Genomic DNA, 14,260 nt, shown 5'->3' with positions numbered 1-14,260 from the left:
CCTCTTAACTTACATTCTCTATTCACAATCTATTCACAAACTGTATTACACTGCCAAAAATATGCCCCACAGTCTCATCCTCAACATCACCCCCCAATCTCCCATTTACCCCAATTTCCTCTCCGGTAGACATTATCACGCCTTATTCCTAAATCTAGTCAGTTCTGTTGATAGAAAATTAGGCGACTACCTCCACGAATCAAACGCCGATAAAGCCTTTACCCTCTCACCTTTGCAAATACAAAGTAAACACAAAACCCAATCTAATATCTTGCAATATAATCATAAAAACTCCATTCCCGCAGGTACTCCCTGTTGGTGGCGCATCTCTTTATTAGATGATAATTTATTTAGTCAACTCACACCTTTATGGTTGAATCTTAACCCAGAACAACCTTGGCGTTTAGGGTCAGCTAATTTATTTATCACCAGCATTCAAGGTACACCCCAATCTTCTCAACCTTGGGCTAATGTTTGCACCTATTCCCAATTATATGAAGCAGCAAGCGAGAAAGAAAGGATAATTAATTTTATCTTTTCCACACCTGTAGCTTTTCGTCAAGGTGGTTTTGACAACGTTTTACCTACAAAGGAATCTGTTTTTAATAGTTTGTTAAATCGCTGGAATAAATATAGCGGAATTGAATTAACTAATATTACCCTGGAATCAATTTATCCTAGTGCTTTTAATATCAGAACTGAGGTTATTAGCAACTATGACAATAAATTTATTGGTTGTCTAGGTGACATTAGTTATCGCATTCTTGGCGATGTGGAAGCAATAGGAATTAAACAAATTAATGCTTTAGCTGATTTTGCCTTATATGCAGGTATTGGGAGAAAAACGACTATGGGAATGGGAATGGTGAGAAGAAGGTGACAGTTTTTAGGTGACAGGTGACAGTGATTAGGTGACAGGTGACAGGTGACAGTAAAGAAATTCAGAGTAGTAAGTTAGTAAGTTAGTAAGTTAGTAAGTTAACAGGAGTAAGTTATGAAGGTTGAGTCACATCGAGATTTAATTGTGTGGCAAAAATCAATGGATATGGTAGTCCAAATTTATCAATTATCAAGGTCATTTCCCCACACAGAAATTTATCGTTTAACTTCACAACTTACTCGTGCTGCTGCATCTGTTCCAGCTAATATTGCTGAGGGTCACGCACGAGGAACAACTAAAAACGACTTTGCACATTTTTTATCTATAGCTAAAGGTTCATTAATGGAAACAGAAACTTTTTTAATGTTGGCAGTTAGGTTAAATTATCTCACCTCAGAACAAGCAAATCCTACATTATCTCTAATAATAGAAATCAGTAAAATGCTCACTTCTCTTCGTTATCGCATCTTAAATACTCCATAAATAACTGGATTCAAACTATCAAATCTCACTTTTTAGAATTAACTATGTCTCAAAATAAACAAACTCACTCTCTTCCTACTGTCACCTGTCACCTGTCACCTGTCACCTATTACCAACCTATCACCTCTCCAGAAGATTACGTAAATATCGCTTCATTAAACCAATATTCCTATTGTCCCCATCGCTGTTGGTTAATTCATTGTGCTGGTGAATTTACAGATAATCAATACACTATTGAAGGCACAAGTTTACATGAACGAGTCCACACAATGAGCGCAGAAAATCGAGATGAAGTTTACCAAATACGGGCGATTTATCTCAAATCTGATCAATATCAATTAATTGGTAAATCGGATTTAATTGAGTTTGAAAATGGTGAATATTACCCAATTGAATATAAACGCGGACGCAAGGGAGAATGGGATAATGATGAATTACAAGTGTGCGCTCAGGCTTTGTGTTTGGAGGAAATGACGGGTAAAAATATCAATTCTGGTTATATCTATTATGCCCAAACACATCAACGTCAATTAGTAGAAATTACGCCAGAATTACGATCTAATACTATTGCCACTATTGAAGCAGTAAAAATGTTGTTGTTTACTGGTGCAATGCCAAAATCTGTAAAAACAAAACGCTGTGATGGTTGTAGTTTATTTGCTCGATGTTTACCCCAAGCTGTTGATAAAGTTGGACGTTATCAAGAAGCAAGTTAATTGATAATTGATAATTGACAATTGACAATTGATAATGAATTGGTGATTGAGTAATCAACTATTTACTGTCACCTAAAAACTGTCACCTGTCACCTGTCAACTGTCAACTGTCACCTAAAAACTGTCACCTAAAAGGAGGATTTTATCATGGGTACTCTTTACATTGCACAAGCTGATTCTTTTATCGGTAAAGTTGATGAAAGAATTAATGTTAAATTTGAGAAGAAAATTATCATGGATGTACCATTTATTAAGTTAGATGGTGTGGTGGTTTTGGGTCGTTCTACTGTTTCCCCGGCGGTGGTTTCTGAGTTGATGACTCGTCATATTCCCCTATCTTTTATTGATGAAAGAGGTCATTATTTAGGACAGTTACAGCCGGAAATGTCTGGTAATATTTTTGTGAGAAAGGCTCAATGGCAAGCTGCGGGAAATACACCTCAATCTATTCATGTTGTGCAGGGTTTTGTGAGGGGAAAATTAAAAAATTATCGTCAACTTCTGGTGCGTCGTCAACGAGAATCTGATAATCTTGATTTTTCTGCTGATATTACTCGTTTGGAAAATGTCATTGCAGCGATTGATAAAACTGAAAGTATTGATTCTTTACGGGGTTTAGAAGGTGCTGGTAGTGCGGTTTATTTTGGTTGTTTTAATCGCCTAATTCTTAATCCTAATTTTGAATTTACTAAGCGTGTCCGTCGTCCACCTACTGATCCGGTAAATTCTTTGTTGAGTTTTGGATATTCTTTATTACGTCATGATATCCAAGCTGCTGTAAATATTGTGGGTTTTGATCCTTTTTTGGGATATCTCCATTATGATCGTTATAATCGTCCTTCTTTAGCTTTGGATTTAATGGAGGAATTTAGACCTTTAGTTGTTGATTCTTTGGTTTTGACTTTGTTGAATAAACAACTTTTAAAGCCGGATCATTTTATTAGTGAACCTTTAAGTAATGCTGTTTCTCTTACTGCTGAAGGTAGGAAAATTTTTCTCACTCATTATGAGAAGAAAAAACAATCAGAGTTTAAACATCCGGTAATGGGTAAAAAATGTACTTATCGAGAATCTTTTGAGTTACAAGCTCGGTTATTAGCTAAGTATTTAATGGGAACTACTGACAAGTATCCACCTTTGTTTATTAGGTGACAGTTTTTAGGTGACAGGTTACAGGTGACAGTTAAGAGTTTTAAGCAATTACCAATTACCAATTACCAATTACCAATTACCAATTACCAATTACCAAATTTATGAATGTTGTTGTTTCTTACGATATTTCTGAGGATAAACGACGGACTAAAATTCACAATATTCTCAAGTCTTATGGCCAATGGGTGCAGTATAGTATTTTTGAATGTGAGTTGACTGATACTCAGTATGCCAAACTGCGATCGCGTCTTAATAAACTCATTAAATCAGATACTGATAGCATCCGTTTTTACTTCCTCTGTGCTTGCTGTCATGGTAAAATAGAAAGAATCGGTGGTGAACAACCCCGCGATCACACTGTTTTCTTCGCTTGATGCGCGAATGGGTGGGTGTAAAAATTTTAGGTGAACAAAAAATGCCTGAAATTATCTCTATACAAGGCTTTCATGATTTTTATCCAACTCACCCACCCGCGCACTTTACACAGCAAGAGTTTCAGCCATTTTACCCCTTGACACAATTTCTGAAATGGACTATGATTATCTGCTATATAAAACCTAGACAAAACTAGACTTTACTTTCTACTTCAACGGGAGCATGGGAGCGGTTATCCCTCTGTAGACTTTCACGCTGTAGCCCAACGCGATTGTGTTCCAATTAAGTTTCTGAAAAAGACTACCACCATCATTGCTTGGTTTTCGCGTCGGCAATAGTCTCAATTCAATACTTGATATCACCGTATTATATATCAAGTAGTTGATTTTTTCCGGAAAATATATTGATTTTTGTCAATATAAGTATAGTTTTGTCTATGAAATTGTCAACTTAGGACAAGCTCATCCGCGCAACTGAACCTTGAAAACTATATATATATAGGCTTTCAGCCGCCCGCTATTGCAATTTCTATTACTCCCTATTAGGGATTGAAACGATTATTCTTTATCATTTTATTTCCCAGCTTGGTTTAAAATTGCAATTTCTATTACTCCCTATTAGGGATTGAAACTTTTTAGAAAATAGTTAAAAGAGAAAAGTCACTGATTGCAATTTCTATTACTCCCTATTAGGGATTGAAACGATTTAATTAAGAACAAATGAACAAACCTGATATTGCAATTTCTATTACTCCCTATTAGGGATTGAAACTATAATGTGTAAATGCTTCCTTAACACCTGGTAACAATTCTATTGCAATTTCTATTACTCCCTATTAGGGATTGAAACGTAGTAATTCCATTGCTTGATAATTTCTTCGTAATTGCTTTTATTGCAATTTCTATTACTCCCTATTAGGGATTGAAACCTGGAAGCATTGGAACAGTATTATTCTCAAGCAGATTGCAATTTCTATTACTCCCTATTAGGGATTGAAACATTATTTTAACAGTGGTGGTTGTGGTGGCGGTTGCAGTTAAAATTACTCATAATCCTGTAAATCCTAAAATCCTGGACATCCTGATTCAGACAAGTTGAAATTTCCAATAATCCCTATGAGGAATTGAAACCTAAAAATCTCTATTTTTGTTTTCAGAAAACACTCTTAAAAACTGTCACCTGTCACCTGTCACCTCTTACCTGTCACCTGTCACCTCAAAAATCCCATTTCCTGCAAACCCTGACGCAACCTTTTAGCCTCTTGCGGATTATCTTTTTCATGGAGAGCGATCGCATATTCAAAAGCTGCCAAACTATTCTCCACATCACCAACTTTCAACAACACCACACCCAAATTTTGATAAGCTTCTGCATAATTAGGATTTAAAAAAATCGCATGATTATAAGCATCAATTGCCTCAACAAACAAACCCATTGCTTTACATACCATCCCCAAATTATAATACCCAATCACAAAACTATCATCAATTTTTAAAGCAGTTTCATAAGCATTTTTCGCCCCTGGTAAATCTCCCGTCGCTTTCAACAAATTACCCAAATTATTATATCCTCCCAATTTCAACAAAGGATAAATAGGTAATTTCACCGCCGCTTGATAATAAGAAATTGCCAAAGGATAATTTTTTAAATGTGTATGTGCAATACCCAAATGATAATTTAACTCATACAAAATATCATAATTTGTTTCTTGAATATCTTGATCCCGCAGATTTCTCACCTGATTAGAAGGTGAATCTTTCAACCACGCAAAAGGTTTTTTATCTGTTTTTTTGCGACTACCAACAATCTGAATTAAACCCCGATTTAATAACTCTATTCCCTCATTAACCTTACCCATTTCCACATACAACGCCCCCAACTTACTGCAAACATAAGCATCATCTGGATGATTTGCAAAAAATTCCAGCATAGCAGTTGCAGCTTTAGCATATTTATTTTGTTAATTAATAGCAGATTTTTGATATCCAGTATGCAAAATCGCAACCTGCGGTAAATAACCAACTTGCCAATAACTCTCCTTATTTAAAATCACCGCAATACTATCATCAACCAAAGCATGATAAGGACGTTCAAATTTAATTTCTGGATGTTTACGAAATAAGCGAGAAACCAAAGAATAAGGTGATTGAGTCGCACCAACTTCTTGACGCACCAGATTAATTAATATATAATCATCTATACTAATCGCCTCTCTAATTTGTGGTGCAATTTCTGGTGTGAGAATTTCATCAGCATCTAACACTAAAACCCAGTCACCAGTCACATATTTTAAAGCTTCATTCCGCGCTGCACTAAAATCATTACACCATTGAAAATAATGTAATTTAGCACCAAATTGTTGAGCAATTTCCGGCGTTTTATCAGTTGAACCCGTATCTAAAACTACAATTTCATCTACTAAACTTTGCACACTTTCCAAACACCTTGGTAAAGCAGCTTCTTCATTTTTAACAATCATGCACAAACTGAGTCTCATAATTTTTATTATATAATTTGCAATTCGTAATTCTTAATTAATAATACCTTTTCCCAATCACCAATCACCCTTACAAAGACCGAATTAAATCCACAAAACCATAAATACTAATACTGAGTAAAAGACAAGCTGTAAATTGGGTAATTAATCTTTGGTAAAGAGGTGGGTGAACGTTTTCCCTGATAGATATTGTTTCCCGAACCAAAATAGAAATTGAAGCCCCAAGTACAAAACTTAAACCGAGTACCAAATAAGGTGTATCTGGTATAATTGTGGAAATAATTAACATGGCGATCGCCAGCAGCAACATCAACAATTCAATAAATCGCGGTGGATTATATTGACTAGATAAAATTAAAGTATTAACCCAAAAATTCCATAATCTCATAATTAGTCATTAGTTATTAGTTATTAGTCATTAGTCATTGGTGATTGGTAATTAGGAAAAGGTGATGCTTGATAGTTGATAGGGAAACATAAAATTGATTACCCAGTCACCAATCACCAGTCACCAGTCCCCAATCACCTTATCTAACGTACACCAGCTTTGACACCAGTACCGTTTTTCTGTGTAGCATCTTCAGGAAGTTCCACACCAAAAACGCGAGCAAAAGCTTTTTCTACTTTATACCCAGAATCAATAGATTCTAACGGATCTTTCCGCAAACGATGACGCAGACATAAAGTAATTACCCGACGAATATCATCAACAGTAACTTCAGTCCGTCCTTCAAAAGCAGTTAAAGCTTTAGCAGCGCGGTTAGTAACAATATCACCCCGCAAACCATCCACATCTAACTCTGAACAAACCTCAGAAATTTTCACCCGCAGATCATAATCAAGATTCACTTGGGGTAACAATTCCTGAGCTTTAACAATCTTCTCCTGTAAAGCTTCCTGATCCGCCTTGTGTTGTTCCAAATATCCCACAGGGTTACGATCAAAATCTCCCCGTTGTTCCACAATTTGGACCCGCAAAGCAGGTTCTTTCACCGTGTGAATTTCCGCGTGCATTCCAAAACGGTCAAGTAACTGGGGACGCAGTTCACCTTCTTCCGGGTTTCCCGAACCCACCAACACAAACCGCGCAGGGTGACGGATAGAAATACCTTCCCGTTCCACAGTATTCCAACCACTAGCAGCAGAGTCTAAAAGAACATCCACCAAATGGTCATCTAACAGGTTCACCTCATCCACATAGAGAATACCCCTGTTTGCTTTAGCTAAAAGACCAGGTTCAAAAGCCTTCACACCTTCAGACAAAGCCTTTTCAATGTCGATAGTACCGCAAACCCGGTCTTCAGTCGCACCCAATGGTAAATCTACCATTTGCACTTTTTTATGAGCTATGGGAATTTCAGCCCCTTGAGCAGCTAACTGACGGACTTCATCGCTCATCAAGTCCGGGTCATTGGGGTCACTGTTGAAGGGGTCATTGGCAACTACGGGTATCTCTGGCAACAGGTCTGCCAAAGCACGGATAGTTGTAGATTTGCCGGTGCCGCGATCGCCCATGATCATCACACCACCAATTTTAGGATCAATCACATTTAACAGCAGAGCCAGTTTCATTTCTTCCTGGCCGACAATAGCAGTAAACGGAAAGACCGCACGACGCGCACTTGCTGTAGTTTGAGCAGTTGGAGTCACTAAATTACCTTAACAATATTTTTCTTATTACAACTTCCTATTTTGCCACATTTTTGGGTGTGGGGACTGGGGACTGGGGACTGGTGACTGGTGACTGGTGACTGGGGAAGAAAATTTTAGATTTTAGATTTTAGATTTTAGATTGGAGTTGACAAAAACAATCCAAAATCCAAAATAAAAAACTCCTGACTCCTGACTCCTCTTATGGCTGATGACTGCGACGAATTTCTGTAATTTGGTCTGCTACATCCAATAGAGATTTCGGCATTTCTGGACCTGTAAGAATGATATCAATATGGGAAGGACGGCTTGCTAGAAACTGTAAAACCTCTGTTTCTGGAATTAAACCAAAATTAATCGCTAAACTTAACTCATCCAAAACCACAAGAGAATATTTACCTTCAGATACTACCTGTTGTGTATATTGCCACAACTTTTGTAATGCTTGGCTTTCTGTTTCATCTAAATTTGGTGTATCTATACAACGTGGCAAATCACAACGAATCCAATCTAAATTTTGCCCCATTTGTATAGGTTTATCCTGTCCTTGATAAATACCACCTTTGAGGAACTGCACTATTAACACTGGTGTACCTTGTCCAGCAATTCTTAATGCTTGTGATATAACACTAGTAAAAAAGTTACGATGAGAGCTAGTGAAAACCTGTACTAATCCAGCTACAGAATATTGTAAGCTGAGTGTTGAATTGATACTGGGGGTTTCTAATTGGGCAACCATCATGATGAAGATAAACGGTAGTATCTATCAATTATCTAAGATAATTTTAATTTTTTGAGTAAAACAGAGTTAGGCAGTAGTGAATTTTAAATGATGATCAGGAGTGAATTGTGGTGAAATTGGTGATTTTAGGAGGTTCAGGGTCAGGAAAAAGCACCCAAGCACAAAGGCTCTGCAAATACCTTGATATACCTCTGATTTCCACCGGTGAGATTTTAAGGGAAACTATATCTGGTAATAAATCAGCTAATGGGTACGGTGAAGCAAATGATTTAGTCTCCTCTGCCAAACCTTATCTAGAAAAAGGGGAATTAGTTCCTGATGAAATGATGATTGAATGTATCAAAGTTCGCCTCAGTCAACTGGATGTTAATTGTGGTTGGATCTTAGAAGGCTACCCCCGAACTGCTTTTCAAGCTGAAGAACTAGATTTTTTGTTGGACAGTTTAGGGCAAAAAATAGACTGGGCTATTTATCTGCAAGTACCAGAAGCGGTAATGGTTAGCCGTTCTTTAGGGCGATCGCTCCCAGATGATCAACCAGAAATTGTCCAGCGGCGTGTAGAACTATTCTATGATTGCACCATTCCTATTTTAGAATATTATGATCGTCGTCGCCGTCTATTAACCATTAATGGTGACGACTCACCAGAACAAGTACAGCACAATATTCTCAGTTTAATTGGTGATGGGTGATGGGTGATTGGTGATGGGTGATTGGTGATGGGTGATTGGTGAAAATTAATATATTCTAATTCCCAATTCTCTATTCCCTATTCTCTGACTCCTGATAATCTCAAAGCAGAATGAACAAATTTTCAAAATTCTGAGGCAAATTAAATGGCTTGGCAGCGTCCCGATGGTCGAAACCCTTATGAACTACGTCCACTGAGTTTTTCCCCTAATTTTACCCGTTTTGCCCCTGGTTCAGTATTGGCAAAATGCGGTGATACTCAGGTACTTTGTACTGTAAGTGTCACAGAGGGAGTACCCAGGTTTTTAACCGGCAGTGGTAAAGGTTGGTTAACGGCTGAATATCGGATGCTACCATCTGCCACCCAACAACGACAGGAAAGGGAATTATTAAAATTATCGGGACGGACACAAGAAATTCAACGTTTAATTGGACGTAGTTTAAGGGCAGCTTTAGATTTTGCAGTGTTGGGAGAACGGACGCTAACTGTAGATACTGATGTATTGCAAGCTGACGCAGGAACAAGAACAACAGCAATCACAGGGAGTTTTGTGGCTTTAGCCCATGGTATTTCTCAATTATTGCAGCGGGGAGTATTAGAGCGATCGCCTTTATGTGGACAAGTGGCAGCAGTTTCTGTAGGCTTATTAGAATCAGAAGCATTTTTGGATCTTAACTACATTGAAGACGTGGCTGCTACTGTAGATTTCAACGTTGTCATGAATCACAATCTAGGAATTATTGAAGTCCAGGGAACAGCAGAGGAAGGCAGCTTTAGCCGTCAGCAGTTGAATCAGTTATTAGATGTTGCCGAAAAAGGCATCCAAGAATTATTAATAGCCCAACGGGATGCAATACCTAATTGGAATACCCTGTTTGCTTTGGGGTGATTGGTGATTGGTGATTGGTGATTGGTGATTGGTGATTGGTGATTGGTGATTGGTGATTGGTGATTGGTGATTGGTGATTGGGTTAAATTATCCTTGAACTCCTGACTCCTGCCTTCTGTGCAATATTTCCCGCTTTTTGTTACTTGTGTTGAATAATATCAAAAAATCAACACTAATGGCGGTAAACTTGCAACCATCAAGAAACCCAGAGCAATTGTGGATTTTTCGCTGTTTGGCCACAGTGTTGCTCTTTGGTCAAATTTCCCTGCACATACTCCAAGGCAAAACCTATTACCGAAAAATTCTAGAACATACAGTCAAGGCTGGACCTGGTTCTCTGTCACCAGTTCTTTTAGTCTCTGGTTTTGCAGGGATGATTTTCACCATTCAAACAGCAAGAGAATTAGTGAGATTTGGTGCGGTGGAGACTGTGGGAGGTGCTTTCGCCTTAGCTTTTTGCAGAGAATTAGCCCCAATTTTGACTGCTAGTATTATTGCCGGACAAGTAGGATCAGCGTTTGCAGCGGAAATAGGCGCAATGCGAGTCACAGAACAAATTGATGCCCTTTATATGCTGAAAACCGATCCTATTGATTATCTCGTACTGCCAAGAGTAATTGCTTGTTGTTTGATGATGCCTTTGATGATGATTTTTGCCGTAATTATTGGCATCAGTGGCGGAGTTTTTGCCGCATGGCAATTTTATCAAGTTCCGCCAGAGAGATTTTTAGAATCAGTCCGAGATTTTTTAGCACCTTCAGATATTTTGATTATTTTGCTCAAAGGTTTGATTTTTGGGCTAATAGTTGCAGTTAATGGCTGTAGTTGGGGAATGACTACCAGGGGTGGTGCTAAGGAAGTAGGAGAATCTGCGACAACAGCAGTGGTAACTACTTGGGTAGCAATTTTTATGATGGATTTTGTACTCGCCTTGCTACTGTTTGAGCAGCCGGTACTTTAACAGTTATCAGTTAACAGTTATCAGTTAACAGTTATCAGATAATAAACCAAGTTGCTGGTTATAACAAGGGGGAGCAAATCAAGTCAAAAAACAGGGACTGGGGACTGGGGACTGGGGATACAATGAAAGGATTTTGGATTTTGGATTTTGGATTGTATTTGATGAATCCAATCTAAAATCTAAAATCTAAAATCTAAAATTCTCCTGCCTCCTAACTCTGATGATGTTAAAAGTTTCAAAAGTTAAACTGGGAAATTGTCAGAAATTAGGTATTCTATTGCTGAAAGTCAGCTATGTGATGATGAACCCATGAACAAGAAGGTTGAAATTTTACCGGATCTCCCAGCTTTGGTAGCACGGGCGAGGGATTTGATTCTGTCCAAATTGGCCACTGCCATTCAAGAACGGGGGCAATTTACTATTACTTTGTCTGGTGGCAGCACACCTAAGCCTTTGTATGAAGCTATAGCCTCTTCAAACCTGCCTTGGGATAAAATTCATGTGTTCTGGGGAGATGAACGTTATGTACCACCAGATCACCCCGATAGCAATGAACTTATGGCGCGTCGTGCCTGGTTAGATCGGGTTGCTATCCCAGCCGCTAATATTCACGCCATACCCACTTTATCAGCTAATCCAGCGGTAGATGCAGCTAAGTATGAACAGCATCTGCAAGAATTTTTCCATGCAGCACCGGGAAACTTTCCCCCATTGGATGTAGTTTTACTGGGAATGGGTGATGATGCCCACACTGCATCTTTGTTTCCTCATACAGAAGCTCTTAATGTACGCGATCGCTTGATTACTGTAGGTAACAAAGACGGTAATCCTCGCATCACTTTTACTTACCCATTCATCAACGCTGCACGGAGTGTAATTTTTTTGGCTGCTGGTGCTAATAAAAGACCTGCTTTAGCTCAAGTCTTCGCACCTACCGCTGATGATTTTACCTATCCATCTCGCTTGATTAAACCTCAAGGAGAATTGCTATGGCTGCTAGATGAAGCAGCAGGTTTAGAACTCAAACCCTAAATTAGTGAACAGGGAACAGGGAACATCAATTGCCTTTTGCCTTTTGCTTTGTGCCACTGACAACTGGTAACTGATAACTACTTGCGAGTAATATATTTTACAAGTAACTTGATTAAGGCTTAAATCCATGATCGTCTGCCCAAATTGCAATCATCCCAATCCAGACGGCGCTGTTCAGTGTGAAGCTTGTTATACGCCGTTACCAGCGACTACAAACTGTCCCAGTTGTGGGGCAACTGTACAAGCAGATGCTGCTTTTTGCGGTCAGTGTGGCTATAACCTACACTCCGCTCCTGTTGTAGCAGAACCAACGGTAGTCAGTACAACCATCGATCCTAATATCCCTGATATTCCTGTGGAAGTACCACCTTTGGTTACTCCTGACCCCATGTTAGAACTTTTAAAACCTAATTCTTTAGGACTCGACACTTATACTCATCCTCCTGTTGCTTCTACTCTACCACCAACAGTCGTGGCAGCAGTTCCACAACCCATACCGGCACCCGCACCAGTTCCACCTCCAGCAGCAGTAGCTCCACCCGTACCTACACCAGCACCCGCACCAGTTCCAGTTCCAGAAGCGGTAGTTCCACCAGCACCTGTGCCAGCACCTGTGCCAGTTCCAGTGCCAGTGCCAGTGCCAGTGCCAGTTCCAGAAGCGGTAGTTCCACCAGCACCAGTACCCGAACCACAACCACAACCAGAAGCACCAGCACCAGCACCAGCACCAGCAGTAGCAGTATCTAAAACTCAATTACAACAAGTGGTGGCGCGGCTATTCCATGTCCAAAGTAACCAAGAAATTGAATTACTGCAAAATGTGTCTGTAATTCATATTGGTAAACCTAATGATCGCATTCCCCCAGATATTGATGTAGCAGGATTTCCTAATTCAGAAATTGTCTCACGGATTCATGCAGATATTCGTGTTGAGGGAGATGCACATTATATAGAAGATGTGGGTAGTTCTAACGGCACTTATATTAATAATTTGCCGTTATTACCAGGAAATAGACACCGCTTACGTCCAGGCGATCGCATCAGTCTGGGTAAGGGAGATTTGGTAACTTTCTTATTTCAACTCTCTTAGAGAATAATTCGTAATTGATAATTCGTAATTCGTAATTAATAATGAGTATTTATAAATTACGAGTTACGGATTATTGGTAGGAATATTACATAATGAGAGAACCAAAAAATTTTTCATCTTTGCTCACTCAAGAAGTTCCCCCACAAGTTGAACGTATGGGGTTAAGTTGGCTTGTAGGAGCAGCGATCGCCACTGCTGTTTTGTGGCAATTCCCAGCAGGTGATTATATTTTATATCCATTTACCATCTTAGCAACTTGGTTTCATGAAATGGGTCATGGTTTGATGGCTCTGATGTTGGGGGGAAATTTTCATAAATTACAGATTTTTAATAATGGTTCTGGTGTTGCTACTTATTCCATGCGCTCTACTTTGGCTCCTCTTGGTCCTGCTTTGGTTGCGGCCGCAGGTCCGATGGGTCCACCTATTGCCGGCGCAGCATTAATTCTTGCTTCCCGCAGTTTTAAAGCCGCTTCCCTCAGTTTGAAATTTTTAGGGGGGTTTTTACTATTTTCTGCATTGGTTTGGGTGCGTTCTTTGTTTGGGTTGATAGCAGTACCCTTACTAGGTTTAATTATTTTGGCAGTAGCTTTGCAAACTCCCCGCTGGGTACAGGGTTTTGCTCTTCAGTTTTTGGGTGTGCAAGCTTGTGTGAGTACCTACCATCAATTAAATTATCTATTTAGTTATAGTGCTGGATCTTTAGGGCTTTCCGATACAGCACAAATGCAAAGATATTTACTGTTACCTTATTGGTTTTGGGGTGCTTTGATGGCTGTGGCTTCTGTGGTGATTTTAGTCCAAAGTCTGCGGGTTGCCTATCGGGACTGATGACTGGTGACTGGGGACTGGGGACTGGGATATTATTATTTTATTTTGTCTGAATCAGGATGTCCAGGATTATAGGATTTTCAGGATTGTTTTTTTAATATTATCATTTTTGTCTGAATCAGGATGTCCAGTATTTGAGGATTTTCAGGATTGTTTTTTTAATATTATCATTTTTGTCTGAATCAGGATAACCAGGATTATAGGATTAACAGGATTGTTTTTTTAATATTATCATTTTTGTCTGAATCAGGATGTCCAGGATTATAGGATTA

Annotated in this window: 14 protein-coding genes, 1 pseudogene and 1 CRISPR repeat array; of the genes and pseudogenes, 11 read left to right on the top strand and 4 right to left on the bottom strand. The window is 39.0% G+C overall.

The window, feature by feature from the left end; translation table 11 throughout:
* Nucleotides 1–61 precede the first annotated feature (61 nt).
* The 5 genes from cas6 to cas2 all read left to right on the top strand — a co-directional run bounded on the left by cas6 (nucleotide 62) and on the right by cas2 (nucleotide 3,605).
* Nucleotides 62–880, top strand: coding sequence for a CRISPR-associated endoribonuclease Cas6 (cas6, locus tag IQ237_RS13280; protein WP_194055849.1), 819 nt, complete (start codon nucleotides 62–64; stop codon nucleotides 878–880).
* 114 nt (nucleotides 881–994) lie between these two features.
* Nucleotides 995–1,363, top strand: a complete 369-nt coding sequence (locus IQ237_RS13275) for a four helix bundle protein (protein ID WP_194055847.1) — start codon at nucleotides 995–997, stop codon at nucleotides 1,361–1,363.
* A 44-nt stretch (nucleotides 1,364–1,407) separates the two neighbouring features.
* On the top strand, nucleotides 1,408–2,079 hold the full coding sequence (gene cas4 / locus IQ237_RS13270) for a CRISPR-associated protein Cas4 (protein WP_194055845.1): 672 nt from the start codon (nucleotides 1,408–1,410) through the stop codon (nucleotides 2,077–2,079).
* A 147-nt stretch (nucleotides 2,080–2,226) separates the two neighbouring features.
* A complete protein-coding gene (gene cas1d / locus IQ237_RS13265) occupies nucleotides 2,227–3,231 on the top strand; it encodes a type I-D CRISPR-associated endonuclease Cas1d (RefSeq protein WP_194055843.1) in 1,005 nt (334 codons plus the stop codon).
* Between the two features lie 101 nt (nucleotides 3,232–3,332).
* A complete protein-coding gene (cas2, locus tag IQ237_RS13260) occupies nucleotides 3,333–3,605 on the top strand; it encodes a CRISPR-associated endonuclease Cas2 (protein WP_194055841.1) in 273 nt (90 codons plus the stop codon).
* 519 nt (nucleotides 3,606–4,124) lie between these two features.
* Nucleotides 4,125–4,605: a CRISPR direct-repeat array (repeat unit 37 nt; unit sequence ATTGCAATTTCTATTACTCCCTATTAGGGATTGAAAC).
* Between the two features lie 211 nt (nucleotides 4,606–4,816).
* On the opposite strand, the pseudogene IQ237_RS13255 reads toward cas2, so the two are convergent.
* The 4 genes and pseudogenes from IQ237_RS13255 to IQ237_RS13240 form a co-directional block, all read right to left on the bottom strand.
* A pseudogene (locus tag IQ237_RS13255) lies at nucleotides 4,817–6,085 on the bottom strand (glycosyltransferase).
* Nucleotides 6,086–6,173: 88 nt separating this feature from the next.
* Nucleotides 6,174–6,491, bottom strand: coding sequence for a hypothetical protein (locus IQ237_RS13250; RefSeq protein ID WP_187041336.1), 318 nt, complete (start codon nucleotides 6,489–6,491; stop codon nucleotides 6,174–6,176).
* A gap of 143 nt (nucleotides 6,492–6,634) precedes the next feature.
* Complete coding sequence (gene bchI, locus IQ237_RS13245; RefSeq protein WP_096572098.1) at nucleotides 6,635–7,753, bottom strand: magnesium chelatase ATPase subunit I; 1,119 nt, start codon at nucleotides 7,751–7,753, stop codon at nucleotides 6,635–6,637.
* A gap of 202 nt (nucleotides 7,754–7,955) precedes the next feature.
* Complete coding sequence (locus IQ237_RS13240; RefSeq protein ID WP_194055994.1) at nucleotides 7,956–8,492, bottom strand: P-loop NTPase family protein; 537 nt, start codon at nucleotides 8,490–8,492, stop codon at nucleotides 7,956–7,958.
* A gap of 113 nt (nucleotides 8,493–8,605) precedes the next feature.
* On the opposite strand from IQ237_RS13240, the gene IQ237_RS13235 reads away from it, so the two are divergent.
* The 6 genes from IQ237_RS13235 (at nucleotide 8,606) to IQ237_RS13210 (ending at nucleotide 13,988) form a co-directional block, all read left to right on the top strand.
* Nucleotides 8,606–9,187: a nucleoside monophosphate kinase gene (locus tag IQ237_RS13235; protein ID WP_194055992.1), complete on the top strand. Its 582-nt coding sequence runs from the start codon at nucleotides 8,606–8,608 to the stop codon at nucleotides 9,185–9,187.
* A gap of 144 nt (nucleotides 9,188–9,331) precedes the next feature.
* On the top strand, nucleotides 9,332–10,075 hold the full coding sequence (gene rph, locus IQ237_RS13230) for a ribonuclease PH (protein WP_194055833.1): 744 nt from the start codon (nucleotides 9,332–9,334) through the stop codon (nucleotides 10,073–10,075).
* A gap of 175 nt (nucleotides 10,076–10,250) precedes the next feature.
* Nucleotides 10,251–11,036: an MlaE family lipid ABC transporter permease subunit gene (locus tag IQ237_RS13225; protein ID WP_194055831.1), complete on the top strand. Its 786-nt coding sequence runs from the start codon at nucleotides 10,251–10,253 to the stop codon at nucleotides 11,034–11,036.
* Between the two features lie 309 nt (nucleotides 11,037–11,345).
* The gene (gene pgl / locus IQ237_RS13220) at nucleotides 11,346–12,068 is read left to right on the top strand and encodes a 6-phosphogluconolactonase (RefSeq protein WP_194055829.1); all 723 of its coding nucleotides are present in this window, start codon (nucleotides 11,346–11,348) and stop codon (nucleotides 12,066–12,068) included.
* Between the two features lie 127 nt (nucleotides 12,069–12,195).
* Nucleotides 12,196–13,158, top strand: coding sequence for an FHA domain-containing protein (locus IQ237_RS13215; protein WP_194055827.1), 963 nt, complete (start codon nucleotides 12,196–12,198; stop codon nucleotides 13,156–13,158).
* Nucleotides 13,159–13,250: 92 nt separating this feature from the next.
* Complete coding sequence (locus tag IQ237_RS13210; RefSeq protein ID WP_194055825.1) at nucleotides 13,251–13,988, top strand: M50 family metallopeptidase; 738 nt, start codon at nucleotides 13,251–13,253, stop codon at nucleotides 13,986–13,988.
* Nucleotides 13,989–14,260 lie beyond the last annotated feature (272 nt).

The sequence above is a fragment of the Sphaerospermopsis sp. LEGE 08334 genome (assembly GCF_015207205.1).
Taxonomy (GTDB): domain Bacteria; phylum Cyanobacteriota; class Cyanobacteriia; order Cyanobacteriales; family Nostocaceae; genus Sphaerospermopsis.
Note: the sequence above shows the minus strand (reverse complement) of the source record. Positions and strands in the feature narration are given on the sequence as shown.

What these genes read in the sequence shown, in the direction of transcription:
- IQ237_RS13250 (WP_187041336.1), bottom strand. Translation starts at nt 6,491, where the DNA reads ATGAGATTATGGAATTTTTGGGTTAATACTTTAATTTTATCTAGTCAA.
- pgl (WP_194055829.1), top strand. Translation starts at nt 11,346, where the DNA reads ATGAACAAGAAGGTTGAAATTTTACCGGATCTCCCAGCTTTGGTAGCA.
- IQ237_RS13210 (WP_194055825.1), top strand. Translation starts at nt 13,251, where the DNA reads ATGAGAGAACCAAAAAATTTTTCATCTTTGCTCACTCAAGAAGTTCCC.
- IQ237_RS13240 (WP_194055994.1), bottom strand. Translation starts at nt 8,492, where the DNA reads ATGGTTGCCCAATTAGAAACCCCCAGTATCAATTCAACACTCAGCTTA.
- cas1d (WP_194055843.1), top strand. Translation starts at nt 2,227, where the DNA reads ATGGGTACTCTTTACATTGCACAAGCTGATTCTTTTATCGGTAAAGTT.
- cas4 (WP_194055845.1), top strand. Translation starts at nt 1,408, where the DNA reads ATGTCTCAAAATAAACAAACTCACTCTCTTCCTACTGTCACCTGTCAC.
- rph (WP_194055833.1), top strand. Translation starts at nt 9,332, where the DNA reads ATGGCTTGGCAGCGTCCCGATGGTCGAAACCCTTATGAACTACGTCCA.
- cas2 (WP_194055841.1), top strand. Translation starts at nt 3,333, where the DNA reads ATGAATGTTGTTGTTTCTTACGATATTTCTGAGGATAAACGACGGACT.
- IQ237_RS13215 (WP_194055827.1), top strand. Translation starts at nt 12,196, where the DNA reads ATGATCGTCTGCCCAAATTGCAATCATCCCAATCCAGACGGCGCTGTT.
- IQ237_RS13275 (WP_194055847.1), top strand. Translation starts at nt 995, where the DNA reads ATGAAGGTTGAGTCACATCGAGATTTAATTGTGTGGCAAAAATCAATG.
- cas6 (WP_194055849.1), top strand. Translation starts at nt 62, where the DNA reads ATGCCCCACAGTCTCATCCTCAACATCACCCCCCAATCTCCCATTTAC.
- IQ237_RS13225 (WP_194055831.1), top strand. Translation starts at nt 10,251, where the DNA reads ATGGCGGTAAACTTGCAACCATCAAGAAACCCAGAGCAATTGTGGATT.